17 protein-coding genes and 1 tRNA gene are annotated in these 18337 nt (G+C 59.5%); 13 read left to right on the top strand and 5 right to left on the bottom strand.

The window, feature by feature from the left end; all coding sequences use genetic code 11:
* Positions 1–11 precede the first annotated feature (11 nt).
* Genes HMPREF2807_RS09260 through HMPREF2807_RS09250 form a run of 3 tightly spaced genes read left to right on the top strand, consistent with a single transcriptional unit; the run spans position 12 to position 3881 of the window.
* Positions 12–1124, top strand: coding sequence for a potassium channel family protein (locus tag HMPREF2807_RS09260; protein WP_049156104.1), 1113 nt, complete (start codon positions 12–14; stop codon positions 1122–1124).
* A complete protein-coding gene (locus tag HMPREF2807_RS09255) occupies positions 1124–1858 on the top strand; it encodes an NAD(+) diphosphatase (protein ID WP_046647468.1) in 735 nt (244 codons plus the stop codon). Before HMPREF2807_RS09260 ends, HMPREF2807_RS09255 begins: the two co-directional genes overlap by 1 nt.
* Positions 1830–3881 (top strand): ATP-dependent DNA helicase UvrD2, encoded by a 2052-nt coding sequence (locus tag HMPREF2807_RS09250; protein WP_158397690.1) that lies wholly within the window; start codon positions 1830–1832, stop codon positions 3879–3881. Before HMPREF2807_RS09255 ends, HMPREF2807_RS09250 begins: the two co-directional genes overlap by 29 nt.
* Here HMPREF2807_RS09250 and HMPREF2807_RS09245 read toward each other — a convergent pair.
* On the bottom strand, positions 3878–4708 hold the full coding sequence (locus HMPREF2807_RS09245) for a hypothetical protein (protein WP_070512163.1): 831 nt from the start codon (positions 4706–4708) through the stop codon (positions 3878–3880). The genes HMPREF2807_RS09250 and HMPREF2807_RS09245 overlap by 4 nt on opposite strands.
* 72 nt (positions 4709–4780) lie before the next feature.
* On the opposite strand from HMPREF2807_RS09245, the gene HMPREF2807_RS09240 reads away from it, so the two are divergent.
* Positions 4781–5278: a M48 metallopeptidase family protein gene (locus HMPREF2807_RS09240; RefSeq protein ID WP_070512160.1), complete on the top strand. Its 498-nt coding sequence runs from the start codon at positions 4781–4783 to the stop codon at positions 5276–5278.
* Here HMPREF2807_RS09240 and HMPREF2807_RS09235 read toward each other — a convergent pair.
* Complete coding sequence (locus HMPREF2807_RS09235; RefSeq protein ID WP_070512156.1) at positions 5275–6702, bottom strand: zinc-dependent metalloprotease; 1428 nt, start codon at positions 6700–6702, stop codon at positions 5275–5277. The genes HMPREF2807_RS09240 and HMPREF2807_RS09235 overlap by 4 nt on opposite strands.
* Positions 6703–6795: 93 nt before the next feature.
* Here HMPREF2807_RS09235 and HMPREF2807_RS09230 point away from each other — a divergent pair, with 93 nt between their 5' ends.
* The gene (locus tag HMPREF2807_RS09230) at positions 6796–7872 is read left to right on the top strand and encodes a YlbL family protein (protein WP_070512151.1); all 1077 of its coding nucleotides are present in this window, start codon (positions 6796–6798) and stop codon (positions 7870–7872) included.
* A 20-nt stretch (positions 7873–7892) separates the two neighbouring features.
* Here the strand turns inward: HMPREF2807_RS09230 and HMPREF2807_RS09225 are convergent, their stop codons facing one another.
* Together HMPREF2807_RS09225 and HMPREF2807_RS09220 are read right to left on the bottom strand one after the other, a co-directional pair.
* Positions 7893–8573: a hypothetical protein gene (locus tag HMPREF2807_RS09225; protein WP_049156211.1), complete on the bottom strand. Its 681-nt coding sequence runs from the start codon at positions 8571–8573 to the stop codon at positions 7893–7895.
* Between the two features lie 77 nt (positions 8574–8650).
* The gene (locus HMPREF2807_RS09220; protein ID WP_070512147.1) at positions 8651–9241 is read right to left on the bottom strand and encodes a PPA1309 family protein; all 591 of its coding nucleotides are present in this window, start codon (positions 9239–9241) and stop codon (positions 8651–8653) included.
* Between the two features lie 123 nt (positions 9242–9364).
* Here HMPREF2807_RS09220 and HMPREF2807_RS09215 point away from each other — a divergent pair, with 123 nt between their 5' ends.
* From HMPREF2807_RS09215 to HMPREF2807_RS09185, 8 genes are all read left to right on the top strand, one after another.
* Positions 9365–12346: a UPF0182 family protein gene (locus tag HMPREF2807_RS09215; protein WP_070512144.1), complete on the top strand. Its 2982-nt coding sequence runs from the start codon at positions 9365–9367 to the stop codon at positions 12344–12346.
* Positions 12347–12525: 179 nt separating this feature from the next.
* A tRNA-Met gene (locus HMPREF2807_RS09210) sits at positions 12526–12602 on the top strand.
* Positions 12603–12901: 299 nt separating this feature from the next.
* A complete protein-coding gene (locus HMPREF2807_RS09205) occupies positions 12902–14089 on the top strand; it encodes an adenine-specific methyltransferase EcoRI family protein (RefSeq protein WP_070512139.1) in 1188 nt (395 codons plus the stop codon).
* A gap of 3 nt (positions 14090–14092) precedes the next feature.
* Positions 14093–15268, top strand: coding sequence for an HNH endonuclease family protein (locus tag HMPREF2807_RS09200; RefSeq protein WP_070512135.1), 1176 nt, complete (start codon positions 14093–14095; stop codon positions 15266–15268).
* 196 nt (positions 15269–15464) lie between these two features.
* The gene (locus HMPREF2807_RS09195; protein ID WP_070512131.1) at positions 15465–16484 is read left to right on the top strand and encodes a DUF4192 family protein; all 1020 of its coding nucleotides are present in this window, start codon (positions 15465–15467) and stop codon (positions 16482–16484) included.
* A 17-nt stretch (positions 16485–16501) separates the two neighbouring features.
* The gene (locus tag HMPREF2807_RS09190; RefSeq protein WP_070512128.1) at positions 16502–17083 is read left to right on the top strand and encodes an antirestriction protein ArdA; all 582 of its coding nucleotides are present in this window, start codon (positions 16502–16504) and stop codon (positions 17081–17083) included.
* 166 nt (positions 17084–17249) lie between these two features.
* Positions 17250–17381 carry a hypothetical protein gene (locus HMPREF2807_RS14300; protein WP_255365582.1) on the top strand — a complete coding sequence of 44 codons (132 nt, stop codon included), beginning with the start codon at positions 17250–17252 and terminating at the stop codon, positions 17379–17381.
* Between the two features lie 97 nt (positions 17382–17478).
* On the top strand, positions 17479–17904 hold the full coding sequence (locus HMPREF2807_RS09185) for a single-stranded DNA-binding protein (RefSeq protein ID WP_068801519.1): 426 nt from the start codon (positions 17479–17481) through the stop codon (positions 17902–17904).
* A gap of 232 nt (positions 17905–18136) precedes the next feature.
* Here HMPREF2807_RS09185 and HMPREF2807_RS13550 read toward each other — a convergent pair.
* Positions 18137–18337: integrase core domain-containing protein (locus HMPREF2807_RS13550; protein ID WP_083306711.1), on the bottom strand; the 201-nt coding region annotated here is incomplete at its 5' end.

Raw genomic sequence — 18337 nt, 5'->3', positions numbered from 1 at the left:
GTTGGCGCTTCGTGCCCAAGCACTTAAGAAAACGCATTACGTCGCGTTTTTTATCGCAGGTTGAGCTGACCTCGCAGCCTGACCACGCGTTGCTCGATGTCATCACGATTCCGCGCACGCAAAGCACCAGCCCGTGGAAGCAACTGGCGCGCCGCGTGATATGGGCCATGGGGCTGATGGTCTTTGTCACCATCATCGTCTTTTTCGACGGTGACGGGTATAGCGAGGATTTGTCTTTCTTGGATGCGGCTTATTACTCGGCGGTGTCGCTGACCACTGTGGGCTACGGCGATATTGTCCCTGTGACTCCCACCGCGCGCTTCATTAACCTTATTATCGTTACCCCGGCCCGCCTGCTCTTCCTTGTTTTGTTGGTCGGTGCTACCTTGTCGGTTCTGACGGATCGAGCCCGTCGCACGTTTGAAATCCAGAATTGGAGAAAGCAATTGCGTAACCACACCGTCGTCATCGGCTATGGCACCAAGGGCGCCGGTGCGGTCGCCGCGCTGATCGCCGACGACGTCCCCGCCTCCCAGATCGTTGTTGTTGATAACAACCGTGCAGCCTTGGCCAGTGCCGAGCACCACGGCCTCGTCACCATCTATGGCTCCGGAACCAAGCAGGACGTCCTGCGCATCGCCGGCGCGCAGCATGCATCCTCCGTAGTGGTGACTCCGTCCACGGACGATACCGCGGTGCTGTGTACGTTGTCCGTGCGCGAGCTTAACCCTAAGGCCAAGGTGGTCGCGTCTGTGCGTGAATCTGAAAACCGCCACCTTCTCCTTCAATCCGGCGCTGATTCGGTGGTGACCTCGGCGGAGACGGCCGGCCGCCTCCTGGGCCTCGCTACCGTAACGCCAACCGTGGTGGAGATGATGGAGGATCTCCTCTCACCAAATGAGGGTTTCTCCGTGGCGGAGCGCGCGGTGCGCGAATTCGAGGTGGGCTCCAACCCGCGCCACCTCGCTGACATTGTCCTGGCCGTCTTGCGCAACAACGAGCTGCACCGCGTCGACACGGCAGATGCGTACGCGCTCAAGCCCGGTGACCGCCTGCTCTACATCAAGCACGAGATGCAGCAGGCCGCGGAAGATTCCGATGAAGACGAGGACGAAGGCAACTAATGTTCCTTCCTGTCACCGAGACCGGCCGCGTCCCGGTTACGCCACAGGGCCAGCCGGTCTTTCTGGCTGAGCCGGCGGGGGACATCGTGGTCACGGCCGGGGCCATCCATGCTTTCCTACTGGGCACCGAGGCCGCCGAGCGGCTCGGCTCGCTGCGTGATGCCACCTTCTTTAACGGTCAGCGCGACATCCTCAAAGCCCTGCACCTGATCCGTAACCGTCGGGAAGCGCGCTTTGATCCGCGCAGCGGCCGCGAGCTGTCTTATCCTGCGCCCGGGGCGGTGGGGCGCGACGGCGAGCGCCTCGTCTTCCCACGCCTTGATCCCGCCGTCATCGGTATTATCCGTCACGCAGACTCGGACCAAATCCTGTTGGCTCGTAACCGCCACCGTCCTAACTTCTTCTCCTTGATTGCCGGCTATGTGGATCCCGGTGAGACCCTCGAAGAAGCGATGATCCGGGAGGCACTGGAAGAGACCGGCCGCCGCGTGGAGTCAGTCAAGTACTGGGGTTCACAGCCGTGGCCGCCGAGCGGTTCGTTGATGGTGGGCTTTTCCGCGGTCACGGAGGATGTCCAGCCCGTGTGCGATACTGACGACGAGCTCGCTGAGGTGCGGTGGGTGTCCCGCGCCGAGCTTCCAACAATGACCATTGCCCGCCAGGGCTCAATTGCACACACGATGATTATGGAGTGGTTCCACGGTGATGAGACCGGATCTGTCCCTGCTCGATGAAGACCAACGGGCCGCCGCCACGGCGCCGCGCGGCCCGGTCTGCATCCTGGCCGGTGCCGGAACGGGCAAAACTCGCACGATCACCTATCGCATCGCCCACATGGTGGATCAGGGCTTCGTCAACCCGCAGCGTGTTCTGGCCGTCACTTTTACCTCTCGTGCCGCGAGTGAAATGCGCGAGCGTCTCAACCAGATGGGTGTCGGGGGAGTGCAGGCTCAAACCTTCCACGCCGCGGCGCGCCGCCAACTGAAGTACTTCTGGCCGCAGGTCGCCGGGGATCTGCCGTGGCAGCTCATCGATAATAAGTTCAGCCTGGTTGCACGTGCGGTGCGTTCGCTCGGTCTGGACAATAACAAGGACACCATCCGTGACTTCCTGGGGGAAATCGAATGGGCGAAGTCTTCGTTGATTAGCCCCGAGGGCTATCCCGGCGTCATCGAGTCCACGGACCGCGAAGCACCGGGGGATCCGGCCAAGGTGGCAGAGGTCTTCCGCCGCTACGAGGACATGAAGGCCACCCCGGATCTCATGTACCTTGATTTCGATGATTTGCTCATGCACATCGCGGGCGCCATCGAGAACGTACCTGCGGTGGCGGAGGTCTTCCGTGAGCAGTACCGCACCTTTGTCGTCGATGAGTACCAAGACGTGACGCCGCTGCAACAGCGCGTGCTGGAGGCCTGGCTGGGGGAGCGCGATGACCTGACGGTCGTGGGCGATGCTAACCAGACCATTTATTCCTTCAACGGAGCTTCCCCGGAGTACCTGCTGAATTTTTCCCGCACGTATCCGCAGGCCACGGTGGTAAAGCTGCAGCGAGATTACCGCTCCACTCCGCAGGTGACGGATTTGGCCAACGAGGTCATCTCGAAGGCCACGGGCCGCGCGGCGGGGACCCGCCTGGAGCTGCAAGGTATGCGCGAGCCTGGCCCCGAGCCCACTTTTAAGGCCTATGAGTCTGAGGAGATCGAAGCCAAGGAGGTCGCGGGCCAGGTTCTGACTTTGCTCAACCAGGGCGTGAAGGCTTCCGAAATCGCAATTCTCTACCGCATCAACGCGCAATCAGAGCAGTTTGAGCAGGCGCTTGCCGACGCCGGAGTGGTCTACCAAGTCCGCGGCGGCGAGGGATTCTTCCGCCGCCCAGAGATCTTGGAGGCCATCCGCGTGCTCATCGCTGCCACGCGCCGTGATGATCTGCCGAATGATCCTGTGGCCGTGGCACGTGCGGCCTTCGTGGAGCTGGGGCTGTCCGCCACGGAGCCGCAGGGCGCGCAGGCGCGTGAGCGCTGGCAGTCGCTCACGGCGTTGGTGGATCTCATCGCGCAGATCGTGGAGGACCACGAAGGGATCGACCTGCCTGGCGTGCTGGGGGAGCTGCACCGCCGATCCGAAAACAAGCACAACCCCACGATGGAGGGCGTGACCCTAGCGACCATCCACGCTGCCAAGGGCTTGGAGTGGGATGCGGTCTTCCTCGTTGGCCTCACCGAAAAACTCTTGCCCATTAACCACGCCATCAAGGCCGGCGATGAGCACGTGGAGGAGGAGCGCCGGCTGTTCTATGTCGGCATTACCCGTGCGCGCGAGCACCTGGCTTTGTCGTGGGCGTTAGCCAAGACGACCGGTTCGCGGGCTTCGCGTGAGCGAACTCGCTTCCTTGACGGCGTGGTGCCGGGAATCGAGGAGAGCCAGTCATCGAACCGTCGCTATCGCCCGCGCCGCTGCCGCGTGTGCTCGGGCCAGCTCAGCAGTCCCGCCGAAAAGGTTCTGGGGCGCCACGAGTGGTGCGAATATGAGGGCGATGAGGATGTCTTCAACGCGCTGCGCGCCTGGCGCGCGTCCGTTGCTAAGGACTCCCAGGTTCCTGCCTACGTCGTGTTTTCCGATGCCACCCTGCAAGCCATCTCGGAGGCGCTTCCCGCCAGCGAGGCCGAGTTGCTCGACATCTCCGGGGTAGGCCCCTCCAAGCTGGAGCGCTACGGCGCGGAGGTGTTGCAGATCATCGCCTCTACCCGGGGTTAGGCACCGGCGCAGAACGTACAGCGTGGGTGCTCCATCAACAGCCGGTGTTGCTCGATCCCGTAGGGGTCTATCTCCTTAAGCTCCCCGGCTAACGGCTTGCCGCCGGGAGCCCCGGGCGGGGCGGGCCTTCCCAAAAGGCGGCGGATGGTGACCACAGCATGCATCACTATTGCGGTGCGCACGATCGGATCCCCCGGCGGTTCTACCGCGGCGGCGCGGCGCGCCACCTCGTGCCACTGCTCGTCCGCATCGATGCGGTGCAGATGCGCGCACAGTGGGCAAGGCCCCGCGCCGGCTACGCGGACCGGACCGATGATGCCGCGGGCATCCAGCATCGATACCGGTAGCCACGTCGCCGAGGATTTGTGCAGGGCTTGTGCCCATTCCGTCGCGCCGTCCAGCATGTCGACGGCGACAATCGGCAGGTGCCCGGCCACGTTCGCGATGTACTCGGAGGGTGTTTCGCTGTGGAGAGGGGAGCGGGGCTGGAAGGAATCGTTCAGGAGGACGTCGCGTAGCTCGTTAGCGAGGGCCGACGTACCCAGCACGGCCACGCGCTGCGGCTGGGGCGCTGGCCACAGAACGCGGTAACTGATCAGATCATCAACCAGGCTGCGGGCAGCAGACGGGCTGGTGCCGGTATTTTCGATGGATTTTTCAATGGTCTGCCGGGTCAGCGGGGTGCGCAACCGATTGAGCAGGCGTGCCAGTTGTGGGTGGGCCTCGAACACGCCGACGCGCGTGGCATCCATCCCACACTGGAGCATCCCGGGCTCGCGCTCCAGGATTGTGGTTTCCGGCGCCAGCATATACGTCTGTGCAGACATGGTTTCCTCCCCGTTGATGACCCACCCCAGCTGTGCTTAGCCATCATTGCACCACAGGTAGAATGCCCTGTCATGTCGAACAACCCCGAGGTCCGTGTCATTCGCTCCGCCCGGCGCCGTCGCACCGTCCAAGCCCGCGTTGTTGAAGGTGTCCTCGAGGTGCGCATTCCTGCCTGGATGTCGTCAGCAGAAGAACAGAAAGCAGTGGATGAGATCGTGGCGAAGGTGCGCAAGAAGCACACCTCGTCGCAGCGCTCCGATGCCTCTCTCGCCGCCCGCGCACGCACGTTGAACACTCGCTTTTTGGACGACCGCGCCACGGTGGGATCCATTCGGTGGGTCAGCAACCAAAAATCCCGCTGGGGCAGTTGCACTACCTCAACGGGAGATATTCGGATTTCCGACCGGCTGCAGGACGTCCCCGACTATGTGCTCGATGCGGTCATCATCCACGAGCTGACGCACACCTTCATTCCGGGCCATGGCCCGGAATTCTGGGAGTGGGCTGACCGCGCCCCTAAAGCAGAGCGCGCGAAGGGGTACCTCGAGGCCTACCAGCTTTTCCGCTAGTTCTCTTCTTCCGGCCCGTCCTCTTTGTCCTCGCCGCCGTCGGCGTCTGTGTCCTCACCAGCGCTGTCGCTGGTGTTATCGCTGGCATCGTCCCCGGCATCCTGCTGGCGAAGCATCTCCTCCAGCTTGGAGAATTCTGCCTCAAAGCCCTCATCAGGATTGTCATCGAGCAAACCGTCGATGAAGGACGCCGGGTTCTCCAGGTGTTCCGCCGTGGGCAGAAGATCCGGGTGGTCCCAGGCGGAATCGCGCTTATCGGCGCCCACCGCGACGGTGGCGCGGCGCCACAGCTCAGCGGCGGCCTCCACCTTCGGGGCGTTGAGCTCGATGCCGACGACCTGGGAGAAGGCCTTCTCCGCGGAGCCGCCAGTGGAGCGGCGGTGCGCCCACGCCTCAGTCATTGCCTTCGTAGACGGGATGCGCTCTCCCAGCGCCTCGGTCACCACGTGTTCAACCCAGCCCTCGACGAGTGCCAGGAGGGTCTCCAAGCGGGAAGCCGCTCCCGCGTTGCGGGAGGTGATCCGCGGGGACAGGTCCATGCCCTGCAGCTTGTTCATCGCGTCCTGGATGGCCTGCGGGTCACCGGATTCCAGGTTGAGCTCGCGGGTAGCTTCCTCGATATGGGAGGTGTCGATGACCAAGCCCATGGCGTATTCCTCAACGGAGGAGACGAGGCGCTCGACCAACCACGGCACGTGCTTGAACAGGCGCTGGCGGGCGGCCTCACGGGCGCCGATGTAGACGAGTACCTCCTGGCCCGGAACGTTGAGATCGCGCGCGATGGCCTGGATATTGTGCGGCAAGAGTGCGGTGGTGCCTGCGGGGGAGACAGGCAAGCCGAAGTCAGAACCGGTCAACGCCTGGGCAGCCAGATCACCGAGGGCGTGGCCGAGCTTCATCCCGAAGTTCATGCCAGACATCGAGTTCATCATCGAGGTCATCGGGCCCATCATCTCGCGGGCCTCCTCCGGTAGGGATTCCAACTGCGCGGAATTCATGTGTTCGGCTACCGGAGTGACCATGCGCTGCCACATCGGCAGCGTCTCATCCAGCCACTGCGCGGAATTCCACGCGGTCACGGTGCCGGACGCGGTGGGCAGAATCGTGGCATCATCCAGCCACAGTTCTGCCAGCCGCACGGCTTCTTGCACGGCGGTGCGGTCCTGCTCGCTGACCTCTTTATCGCGGGAGATCTGCTGGTGCGCGATGCGCTTGGCCAAGTCATAGTTGACCGGGCCAGCACCCTCCGGGGAGTTCATGGAGGAACCCATGCCGGACAGCATCTGGCCGAACTGATTCAACAGGTCTCCTAGGCCACCGTTGCCCGCGCTGAAGCCGAAGGCGCCGAACGGGTTCTGGTCGCGACGATCGTTATCATCGTCATCGTCGTTATTGGGGAAGGAAAAACCGAATCCGTTGCTCATGGGCCCTAATCTACTAGGTTTCCTAGCACGGATTCTAGGACCACGGCAACGCTGAGAGCGAACAGGCAGCCTAAGGCTGTAGGCTGATCCTCCGTGAAAACCCCGCAGAACCCCCGAGCCCGCCGCCTGTCCACCCTCACGTGGGGAGCCATTCCGGTGGTGTTGACGGGAGCCCTGCTCAGCATCGACCACATTCCCGGCACCGATATCACCTTGTCCGTTCCCTACGCCGCCGAAGGACCAGGGCCCACCGTGGACACTTTGGGCGAGGTGGAAGGTGAGCCGGTGGTCAACGTCGAAGCCCCAGAGACGTTCCAGCCGCAGGGGCATCTCAACATGACCACGGTCTCTGTGCGCACCAACATGACGCTAGCCCAGGCCCTGGGCCGGTGGCTGTTGACGGATGACACCATCGTCCCCATCGAGAATGTTATCCCGCAGGGCAAGACAGATAAGGAGGTCCAGGAGGCCAATCAGCAGGCCTTTACCCAGTCCGAGTCAGCGGCCACGGTCGCCGCCATGGACTATCTGGACAAGCCCGTGCGGATTGAGGTCGCACAAGTCCTCGACGACGGCCCCGCAGCAGGCGCGCTTGACGACGCCGACATCATCACCACCGTCAACGGTGACAAGGTCACGGAGCCTGGCCAAGTGCAAGAGAAGATTCGTGCTCTTCAGCCTGGCGATGAGGTGGAGCTAGGCATCGTTCGCAAGGGCGAGGAAAAGACTGTCGGGGTCACCCTCGGCTCCCACCCAGAGCAGGGGGACGTGGCCCTGCTAGGCATCCTTATGACCTCGGTGCCCACCGAGGACATCACGGTGGACTATAACCTGCAGGACATTGGCGGGCCCTCGGCCGGCATGATGTTTACGCTGGCGGTGATTGACAAGCTTTCCAGTGAGGACCTCACCGGCGGCCGCTTCGTTGCCGGCACCGGCACTATCGGCGAGGACGGAGAGGTCGGCCCCATCGGTGGCATCGTCCATAAGGTAAATGCAGCGCAGGAGGCGGGCGCCGAGCTTTTCCTCGCCCCAGCCGATAATTGCGCGGAGGCGGTTAGCCGCAAAACGGGCGACATGGTGGTGGCCAAGGTCCACACGCTGGATGATGCCATCGAGGCTATGCACAACTTCGCCGAGGGAAGCCCCGTCGAGACCTGCGAAGGCTAGACCTTAAGGAAGTTGCGGCCCTAGACCAAGCCAAGCTCCTTGAGGCGCTCTTCCGGATCGTCCTGGTCCGTGGAAATCATCTGCTGCATGATGAGGCCCTCATCGTTATCCACCACGGTGAGGATGGCCGTGTTACCCAACATGGACCAGCCCACGACGCGGCTTCCGCTGTCCTCGATGACACGGGAGCTGCGCAGCTCGGTGAGCACCTGGGTGGTCTGGGAAGCCTTGGTCTTCGACTTGAAGAACTGGAACTGGCCCACCTCTGAGCCGGAGCAGTTGAAGGAATCCGTCACGCCGTTGGGATCGCAGCGGTCGAATTGAGCGAAGATCTCCTCTGGGACGAGGCCGCCAAAGATCTCATAAGCCTGTTCCACAGAGTCGGTGAACTTGCCGCTGGGCTCAGCGGACTCGCTGGCGTCCTTGTCTTTGTCCTTCCGAGCAGCGGAGCTTCCTGCTGTCGAGGATTCATCCTCCGCTTCCGAGCTGTCTGCAGACTCGGACGCAGCGGGAGTGGTCGTCTCGGATTCCTCGGCGGAGGTGGCCGGGGCCGGCGCGCTGGTCTTCTCCGCGGCGGTGGTTGCTTCGCTCGCAGGAGCCGGCTCAGGGGAGGGAACATCGTCCTTCCCACATGCGGTGAGCAGGCAGCCGGTGGCAAGCACGGCCGAAGCTGCGGCGGTGAAGCGGGATGTCAAGCGCACGAGAGACTCCTCTATCAATTGCGTGCCCAGCCCGGAGAGCTGAGCACTAATGGCCACTGCATTCTGAGTTTAGTCGATTAGAGTATCTCTTCCGGATCCTGCTCCAACCCGTAGCGCAGGGCAGCGATGACGCCCGGTGCCACATTCGGACCACCGCGCAGCTGAATATCATCTTCCGCGAAGGGGCCGGCCTCAGCGAGTTCCTCCTCGGTCGGACGCAATTGCAGCAGGGTGAGCTCGGGGCCGTGGCCATCGACATCCTCGGCGTCGGCCGTGGCGCTACCGTCCATGGCGGTAGCCCGCAGGACTCCGGAGAAGAGGCGGGCGGGGCGGGCGTCGGCAAGCGCGGCGTCCGAGGTGTCCTTAAACATGATCTCCTGGGCCAGGATGACGCCGGCGATCTCCTGTGACCAGGCCAGGCGCGAGACGTAGTCCGCGAGGTGCTCCGATCCCGGTTCGATGCCTTCCGGCAACTCTTGCACCACGAGGGTGAGGGGAGAGGAGTCGTCCACGTCCCCAAGCTGGGCGGCCACCAGCTCAGTGGGGACGAGAGCAAAAAGGGTAGGAGGCGCATCCCAGCCCTCGGCGTGGATGAAGTCCACGGCTTCGCGCATGGCCTTGTTGAGCGCGCGGTGTACAGCGGGCTGGGAGGAAGGTTGGGAACTCATAAGCGTCCTTGTTCGTTGACGGTCATAGTGCTTCTCTAGACTAGAAGCTTGATACCTCTATATTCGCACGACACTTGATTGGAGCTGGAGTTGGCTTCCGGACTCAACCGACCCGCCGCCCCGATGAAACGGCCGCCCAAATTTCTCTCGTGGGTTGTCGCCATCATCGCGGTCCTCTTGTTCATTGGCCCCATGTTGGTGGGCTTCTATACGGATTGGAAGTGGTTCGGCGCGATTGAGTACCGTGGGGTCTTCACCAAGACCTTGATCACGCGCATCGTCCTCTTCATCCTCTTCGGCCTCGTAGCAGCGGCTATTACGTACGTTGCGGGCCTGATTGTGTGGCGGGGGCGCGGTGACTCGATGGACATGGCGGATTTCAATTCCCCCGTCTATCAGTACCGCAAGTCCATTGAGAGCACGATGAGTGTCTTCCTCAAGGTCATCCCGGTGCTCGTTGGCGTCGTTTCCGGCCTGTTGGGGCAAGCCAACTGGCGGACCGTCATGCTCTTCCTCAATTCCCACGATTTTGGGGTGACGGATCCGCAGTTCAATCACGACCTTGGCTTCTACGCTTTCCGCTTGCCGGTGTGGTCAATGCTGGTCAGCGCCGCCTCCATGCTGGTCGCCGTGTGCTTCCTCATCGCACTTGTGGGGCACTACATTCTTGGTGGCATTCGCTTGGGCAATCGCGCCGCCGGCGTGCGTGGTTCGTTGTCGAAGGCGGCCCGCACCCAGCTCGCCGTGACTGGTGGCATTTGGATGCTGCTCCAGGTGGCTGGCTACTGGCTGGGGCGCTACGAGTTGCTGTACAACCAGCACTCGCTGTTTACGGGTGGTTCCTACACGGACATCAATGCCTACCTGCCGGCAAAGATCATTCTCATGATCATCGGCGTGTTCGTGGCCGTGGCAATCTTCTCTGCGGTGGTCATTAAGGACCTGCGTATCCCTGGCCTGGCCGTGGTGCTCATGGTGCTGTCCTCCTTGGTCATTGGCCAGGGCTGGCCGCTCATCATGGAGCGTTTCTCCGTGAACCCGAACCGTCAGGCTAAGGAGGCGGAGTCCATCTCCCGCAACATCGAGTCCACTCGCTTTGCCTATGGCCTCACCGATGAGAAGGTGACTTACGAGGAGAACTGGGGCGCGGAGGACGTCGCCGATGACAAGGTTGCTTCCGATGACTCCACCATTTCCAACCTGCGCCTGCTGGACCCGGATATTTTGGCGCCGACGTTCACCCAGATGCAGCAGCTGAAGAACTTCTACGGCTTCCCAGAGACGCTGGCGATGGATCGCTATGAAATCGATGGCGAACTCCGCGACTTCGTGGTTGCAGCCCGCGAGCTGGATCCGAACGAGCTGCAGGAGAACCAGCAGAACTGGATTAACCGCCACACCGTGTATACCCACGGCAATGGCTTCATTGCGGCGCAGGCCAACACAGTCGATGAGGTAGCTCGTGATGCCGGTTCGGCCCGTGGTGGTTTCCCCATCTTCACGGTGGCTGACTTGCAGACCCAGGCGGGTAAGGACGCCGAAGGTGAGGGCGAAACCCAGAATGCTGAAGAATCCCTCGGTATCAAGGTGGACCAGCCGCGAACCTATTTCGGCCCGGTGATCGCTAGCGCCCAGGATGGAATGGACTACGCCATCGTGGGCAAGACCGGTGATGAGGCCGTCGAGTATGACACCGATACCTCTACCTACACCTATGACGGTAAGGGTGGCGTCGACATCGGCAACATTGTTGACCGCACTGCCTTTGCGCTGAAGTACCAGGAACTCAACTTCCTGCTGTCGGACCGTGTGGGGCCGGAGTCCAAACTGCTCTATGACCGCGACCCGCGCGAGCGCGTGGAGAAGGTTGCTCCCTGGCTGACGACGGATTCCTCCACCTACCCGGCGGTCATCGACGGCCGCATCAAGTGGATTGTCGACGGCTACACCACCTTGGATTCCCTGCCGTATTCGCAGCGCACCTCCCTGACGGAGACCACCCAGGATGCACAGAACCCGACGGGTACGACGCAGCGTTTGGTCAACGATCGGGTGGGCTACATCCGTAACTCGGTCAAGGCGACTGTCGACGCCTACGATGGCACCGTCGATCTCTACGAGTTCGACACCGAAGACCCCGTGCTCAAGGCATGGGAGGGTGTTTTCCCGGGCGTCGTCAAGCCCGAGTCGGAGATTTCCGACGAGCTGCGTCAGCACATGCGTTACCCGGAGGACATGTTCAAGGTGCAGCGCAACCTGCTGGCCAAGTACCACGTGGATGACCCGGGCGTCTTCTTCAACAACGACGCCTTCTGGTCCGTGCCGGAAGACCCGACCGCGGGCGAGGCTCAGGGCCTGAACCAGCCGCCGTACTATGTGCTGGCTTCCGACCCGGAGACCAACAAGCCGAGCTTCCAGCTCATCACCTCCTACCGTGGTTTGAACCGTCAGTTCCTGTCCGCCCACATGGCGGTGTCTTCCGACCCGGACACCTACGGTGACATCACCGTGCGCGTGCTGCCGACGAACACCCAGACCCAGGGCCCGAAGCAGGCGCAGGATGCCATGATGTCTTCTGACCAGGTGGCGCGTGACCGCACCCTGTGGGAAGGCTCGAATGACCTGAAGAACGGTAACCTGTTGGCCCTGCCGGTCGGTGGGGGAGAGATCCTCTACTTGGAGCCGATTTACTCGCAGCGTAAGGGCCAGGAATCCGCGTTCCCGAAGTTGCTTCGCGTGCTCGTTTCCTACAAGGGCCGAGTGGGCTATGCGCCGACGATTGGTGAGGCCCTGGAGCAGGTGGGCATCGACCCGAAGGCTGCCCAGGACATCACCGAGATTGAGGGTGACTCCGGCAATGAGACGGAGAAGGATGGGCAACCTGCCGATGGAGACAAGAAGGACGCAAAGGACTCTAAGGAGTCCGAGGCTGCCGCACCGGCATCCGCTCCGAAGGCATCTAGTGAAGGCGAGGCTATCGACGCCATCAACAAGGCTCTCGATGGCGTGGACAAGGCCAAGAACGGATCCTTCGAGGAGTACGGCAAGGCCTTGGACGAGCTGGACAAGGCAGTGGAGGACTACCGCTCCCTGCAGTCTCAGTAACTCCGAATTGGCGCCGGTGTAAGAGCCTGGCGCCTTACCTTTGAAATGGCGCCTGCCCAGGGGATTTGGGTAGGCGCCAAGGTGTCTGTATAGTTACATCCGTCGCCGGCACACGGGGTGCAACCCTAGTGTTTATATCCAGTGTGCTGAAGCGCTTGATGTATGGAAGTGCATCTCGACGCGGGGTGGAGCAGCTCGGTAGCTCGCTGGGCTCATAACCCAGAGGTCGTAGGTTCGAATCCTGCCCCCGCTACCAACTTCCAAGCCCCTACCAGTGGAAACGCTGGTAGGGGTCTTCTTTGTTTTGTGTTGAAATCGGCATTTGGTGCACTAGATGGTGCACTAGGGCCAAAATCCTGCACCATGTTGAACTGTGACATGTCAACAAAATGGCGCATGTTTTTACGTCTTTTTCACCGCGAACGCCTTAGAAAGTTATCACTACTCCGCTAAGATTGTCTTCGAGCGCGAGTTACCCGGATGCCTGTTTTACAGGCACGAGTCTCGCGCATTTTTAGGATCAAGACTGAATCAATGAGCAAGGTGACATAGACGATGGCGGGCAATACCAACTTAGGCGCAGCCAAGGTCGCGAAAAACGACGAGTTCTACACGCAGTGGAACGACATCGAAATCGAAATGCAGGCGTATCTCGAATACGACCCTGACGTGTTCAGAGGCAAGACAGTGCTGCTGCCGTGTGACGATCCAGGAGCAAGTAACTTCACCAAGTACTTTGCATTGAACTTCGAAAAATTCGGCTTGAAGAAGCTGATCTCAACCTCCTACGCCCCAGCATCAAACCCAGCCGTGACTGAGAAAGGCCAGATGCTGTTGGACTTTGAGTTGGGCGAAGACCTGGACGAAAAGTTCAATGAAGATGACACCTGGCACAGGGGGCGTATTTACGTCCTTGAGCAGGGCACCGACCTCAACGATGACGGGCGACTTAATAAAGAAGATCTCCAGTGGGATTACCTTGAGGGCGACGGAGACTTCCGTTCTGAGGAGGTTACGAAACTCCGCAATGAGGCAGACATCATTGTTACTAACCCGCCGTTCTCACTCTTCCGGGAGTTCCTCGCGTGGCTGATTGAGGGGGACGTCCAGTTCTCCGTTATCGGGAACATGAACTCTGTTACTTATCGAGACGTTTTTCCACTGTTCCAAGAGAATAGGACTTGGTACGGGCCTTCTATCTCTAGCGGCGATCGCGAGTTTCGTGTACCAGATAGTTACCCACTCACCGCCGCGGGTCAGCGTGTGGATGAACAGGGTAATAAATTCGTCCGTGTAAAAGGTGTCCGATGGTTCACAAATATCGAACACGGTCGCCGCCATGAGCCTCTAGCCCTGATGACGATGGAAGACAATCTTATCTATGGATCGAAGAAGGTTCGTAGCTCCAGATACCCCACGTACGGAAACTACGACGCAATTGAAGTTCCAGAAACTAAGGCGATACCCAGCGATTATGACGGTGTGATGGGAGTTCCGATCTCATTTCTTGATAAGTACAGCCCCGAACAATTCGACATTGTTGGTCGCGATGGCGACCTAGATTTAGCAGTTGACTACCCATTCTTCACACCGCCCCCGAAAGAGGAACAGGTGACACACCGGAAGAGAAATGTTACTTGGCGGGTCCAGAACTGCTATCTACTCGATGAAGAAGGCATCGCACACACAATCTACAAGCGTATCTTCATCCGCCACCGCCACCCCGAGACCAAGGAGTCCTAAGTCATGGAAGCAAAACTCAACCCACGCAAGATCCGTGACATCGTTGACGGATTCCATTACAACGAACTCGAAGGCAAGGGCTTATACGGGTTGGCTGGCAACCTCACCATCCAACCGGAGTACCAGCGTAACTACATCTACAACGACGGCAAGAAAGACGTTGCTGTCATTGACTCACTGCTCAAGGGATATCCGCTGGGCTTGATCTACTTCAACCAGCCCAAGCAGGGTGAAGACAAATTCGAGATTCTTGACGGACAGCAGCGCATTACCTCTATCGGTCGCTTCTATAAAGACCTGTTCGTCGTCAAAGACACTGACGGTAATGAGCAGTATTTCTCATCGCTGAGCAAGCACCAGCAAGAATTGATCCTCAATACTGAGTTGCTGATTTACGACTGCCACGGCACCGAGGCTGAGATCAAAGAGTGGTTCAAGACCATCAACCTTGTCGGTGTACCGCTCACAGCCCAAGAGTTACGTAATGCCGTGTACTCAGGCCCGTTCGTTGATGCGGCTAAGAAGATCTTTTCTAACTCAAGCTCAGCCGTTATGTCGAAATGGTCGAACTTCGTAAAAGGCGACCCGGCACGTCAGGAGGTGCTTGAAGTTGCCCTAGGGTGGATCGCCCAGCGTGAGGGCACGTCTATCGACAGCTACATGGCCAAGCACCGCGAAGACAGTGACTGCGCTGAACTGCAGACCTACTTCACTGCCGTTATTGACTGGGCGGCCAGCGTTTTCAAGATGACGGACACTTCCATGCGTGGCATCGCCTGGAACATGCTGTATGAGAAGTACGGCGCTAGGGGCTACAACGCCGCTCAAATGACTGCTGATGCGCAGGATCTGCTGAGTGACTCACAGGTGAAGTCGAATAAGGGCGTCTACGAATATCTTCTTGGCGGGAAGACGGACACCAAACTCCTTAACGTGCGCGTGTTCACTGATGCCGTGAAGAAGCGCGTCTACAGGACGCAGACGGACAAGGCTAAGGCTGAGGGCGTGTCGAACTGTTCGTACTGCGCCATCGGGCATGACGCGAAGAAAGCAAAGATCTGGACGCAAAAGGAGATGGACGCCGACCACGTCACTGCCTGGTCAAAGGGCGGTAGCACTGACGAGAGCAACTGCGAACTGCTCTGCAAGTCGCATAACCGCGCCAAGGGCAACGCTTAAGTAGCAGGTCTACACTCCATCCACGGAACAGCGCCGCTAGCGCTTGTATCCTGCAAGCAAGCACCAGGTGAGCGCTAGCGACGCCCTGAGCACACTGGGGCGTTGTGCGGCAGGGATACGGCGCCGTAGCCCGGCAAAGCTCGGGCCAAATACGGAAATGACCACACATATTCCGTATTTGGCAAAGGAGTACCGCATGTCCACCTACTCTCAAACCCTTACTTCTTACGGCGACATACTCGCCAATATCCCCGGCATACTGGGATTTTATCCGCAGGACTCGCTGGTGCTGGCGTTCTTCAAGCGCAGCGAAGACTCACCTCATCTCGCCCTCAGTCCACTTGCACGGCTTGATCTCGACGATGCTGTTGAGACGCTGGTCAATAATCGAGATCAGTTCACTGCCTGGACAGAGAAGCTTGATACAGACGCCGTTATCGCCTACGTGGTAAGCAGTGATCTTTCTGCTTCAGACGATTTGGCGAAGTTCCTACTCAGTGAGGACTCGCCGTTGCCAACGGTGCTTGCCATCATCCAGGTTCCTGAGGTCACCACCGGGACTGGCTGGTGGACTGTGTATCAGCAGCTGGATCTGTCAGCACCACGCAGCGGTGAAGTCAGCGAAGTCGCAGGCTCCGCTGCACTGCAGCAGATGATTCTTGACACTGGTCAGCTACCGGCGCTGTCTCGCGATGAGCTGGAAGAACGACTTAATAGCACCGAACACGGCATCAGCGAAGTCGAGTACCAAGACATCATCGAGGATGTCGAGAACTACGATGTACCTTTTCTTCGCCATGAGCTGCAGCGTGGGTATGAGCAGGCCATGGTAGGTATTTCAGACCCGACCAATACGCGCGCCATTCGCGCCGGGTTGAAGTGCTTCACCTCATGGTCACTGCGCGATCCGCTGCTTGCCGCGCTGTTGGAAGAGCCGCAGCAGGGACTAGCATTCGCAGAATCGCTTATGCGCGCTGTACCTCGTGATTGGACCCGGATGCGCTCACAGGTAACAGCTACCGTGGCCGTGCTGGCTCAAGCGACAGGACAGACTGGCTTAGCTGGCGTGGCTGCGCATAAAGCCACTGAACTGAGCGGGGCGGAGAAGTTTCCGTCTCAAGTTGCTATGTGCCTCGACCTCGGCCTAGGTAGCAAACTCATCACAAGCGTGCACGAAGGCGCTGTAAAGGCGCGGCACATCTTGTTGGACGCTTAAGGAGGACGGACCAAACTATGTACTCTCCGCAACAAGCATCAGATACTGCTCTAGAGGAGCCTGGGGCCACTGTCATCTGTAAGCATTGCTATACCGCCAGCGGTGTCGATAAAGGCAAATTTATTAGGGTATCTGAATGGGAGGGGATGCCGACCGCTCAAGACGTTCACACATTCACGGGAAATCCCATAACAAATAAGTGCGATACCACGATAATCTCCCGGTCTTCTGATCTACCGGAAGGCTATGAAATTACACCAGAGAATGCTGAATCTTGGGTGGACGCATATGGCCAGGTTGGGCACGCATTATGGCCAGCATTCTGCCGCTGGGCTGAAGATGGCGTTATCGTTGAAGATGCGAACAATGTCCCGGACGTCGCAACATTCAGAGAACAGTTCTGCGGATGGTGGCCAGACTTCGAGGAGTATGCGCTGGGATTTTCCGAAGATACTGGATTAATGGATGGAGTAGATGCCGACTCGCAGCTTAGGATCTACTTCGACTGGAGTTCGTGGATAGAAGACCTAGCCTATGACTACACCGTTTCCGCGACCCGTACCTGTGAAGGCGGCGTGTTCGTCTATCGAAACTTTTAACTGCTAAAACCCGTTGTAGCTGAATGCTACAGCGGGTTTCCTTTTTTTGTTAGCTCTGTGAACAGGGCAGATGTTCAACCTCTGCAAGTAGGGGAGAAGAGTCTAGACAGCAGAGCTGTCTCCAAAGAACGGATTGAATATCCGATTCCAAAACAGGAGGCACACCATGCCGGATTACACGAACACGGACCTAGAGCTGCTCTACATGCTCGCAGACGGCATCGACGGCGAGGACGCTGACCCGGGTTCAACGCAGGAACTGCGCGACCTGGAAGCCGAGGGGCACAGCCTTCCCTGAGCCGTGCTCTAGCACGGCACTGCAGCAGCGGTAAAACCACTGCTCAAACACAAAATTGAAAGACTACACAGTCAACTACTCATTAAGGAGAAATCTAATGTCCAACCCATTCAACGCAGGCGTCATCACCGGCAATGCAGCGCGCGCTCCCAAGCTGTTCGAGCACGCAAACGGCAGCGCAACGGTGAAACTCAATGTCTATGCGCGCAACGCCTTCAAAAACAAGTCCACCGGCGAGGTTGAGTCCGAGATGGTTGAGCTGACCGGCTACGTCAAGGACGCTGATAACCCCGGCGTCTTTAGCTGCATTCATGCCGGAGATCGCATTGCAGTGAGCTACTCGCTGAAAACCGATGTCTTTACCGACAAGGAAGGCGTGAAGCACTACCCGCTGGTCGCACGAATTGATACTGTGCAGCTCATCGACTCTAAGGCTGAGTCTGCGGCGCGTGCTGCCCGTCGAGGCAACGACGCTGCGGCAGCCGCACTGGCAGGCGCTGGCACCAATGAGACACCGTTCTAGTACCGAAACCCCGCAGGGAAACCTGCGGGGTTATCTTTTCTTCAAAATACTGGGGATGCCGGGTCTGTACGGCGCCGGAGCGTCGACGGTAAGGAGTGGGCACCCCTCATCACGTACCGCCATTTCGCTAACCACTACACAGTGCAGTACGCGTGTTGTTTTACCCACTGTGTACATGTCTTTTCGTTAGGTACGGGCCTGTCTCCCGAAAAGTAGACATGTTAGGGGTTAGCTATGCTGCTGTGGTCAGTATAGCCGAAGTCTCGGCTTCAAAGACATCAGGAGCTACGAGATTGCACCAGGAGTGCCGCCTGCGCGTGTTGTAGCGCATGCACCACCGGAAGACCTCTTGACGACAGCTAATTGGGTTGTCAAAGACTTTCCGATCACGCAGCACTTCCCGCTTTAAGGTGGCGTTAAAGGATTCTGCCAG

This window comes from Corynebacterium sp. HMSC074A09, from assembly GCF_001811545.1.
Classification (GTDB): domain Bacteria; phylum Actinomycetota; class Actinomycetes; order Mycobacteriales; family Mycobacteriaceae; genus Corynebacterium; species Corynebacterium hiratae.
The sequence above is the reverse complement of the archived record's forward strand: the minus strand, read 5'-3'. Positions and strand labels throughout refer to the sequence as shown.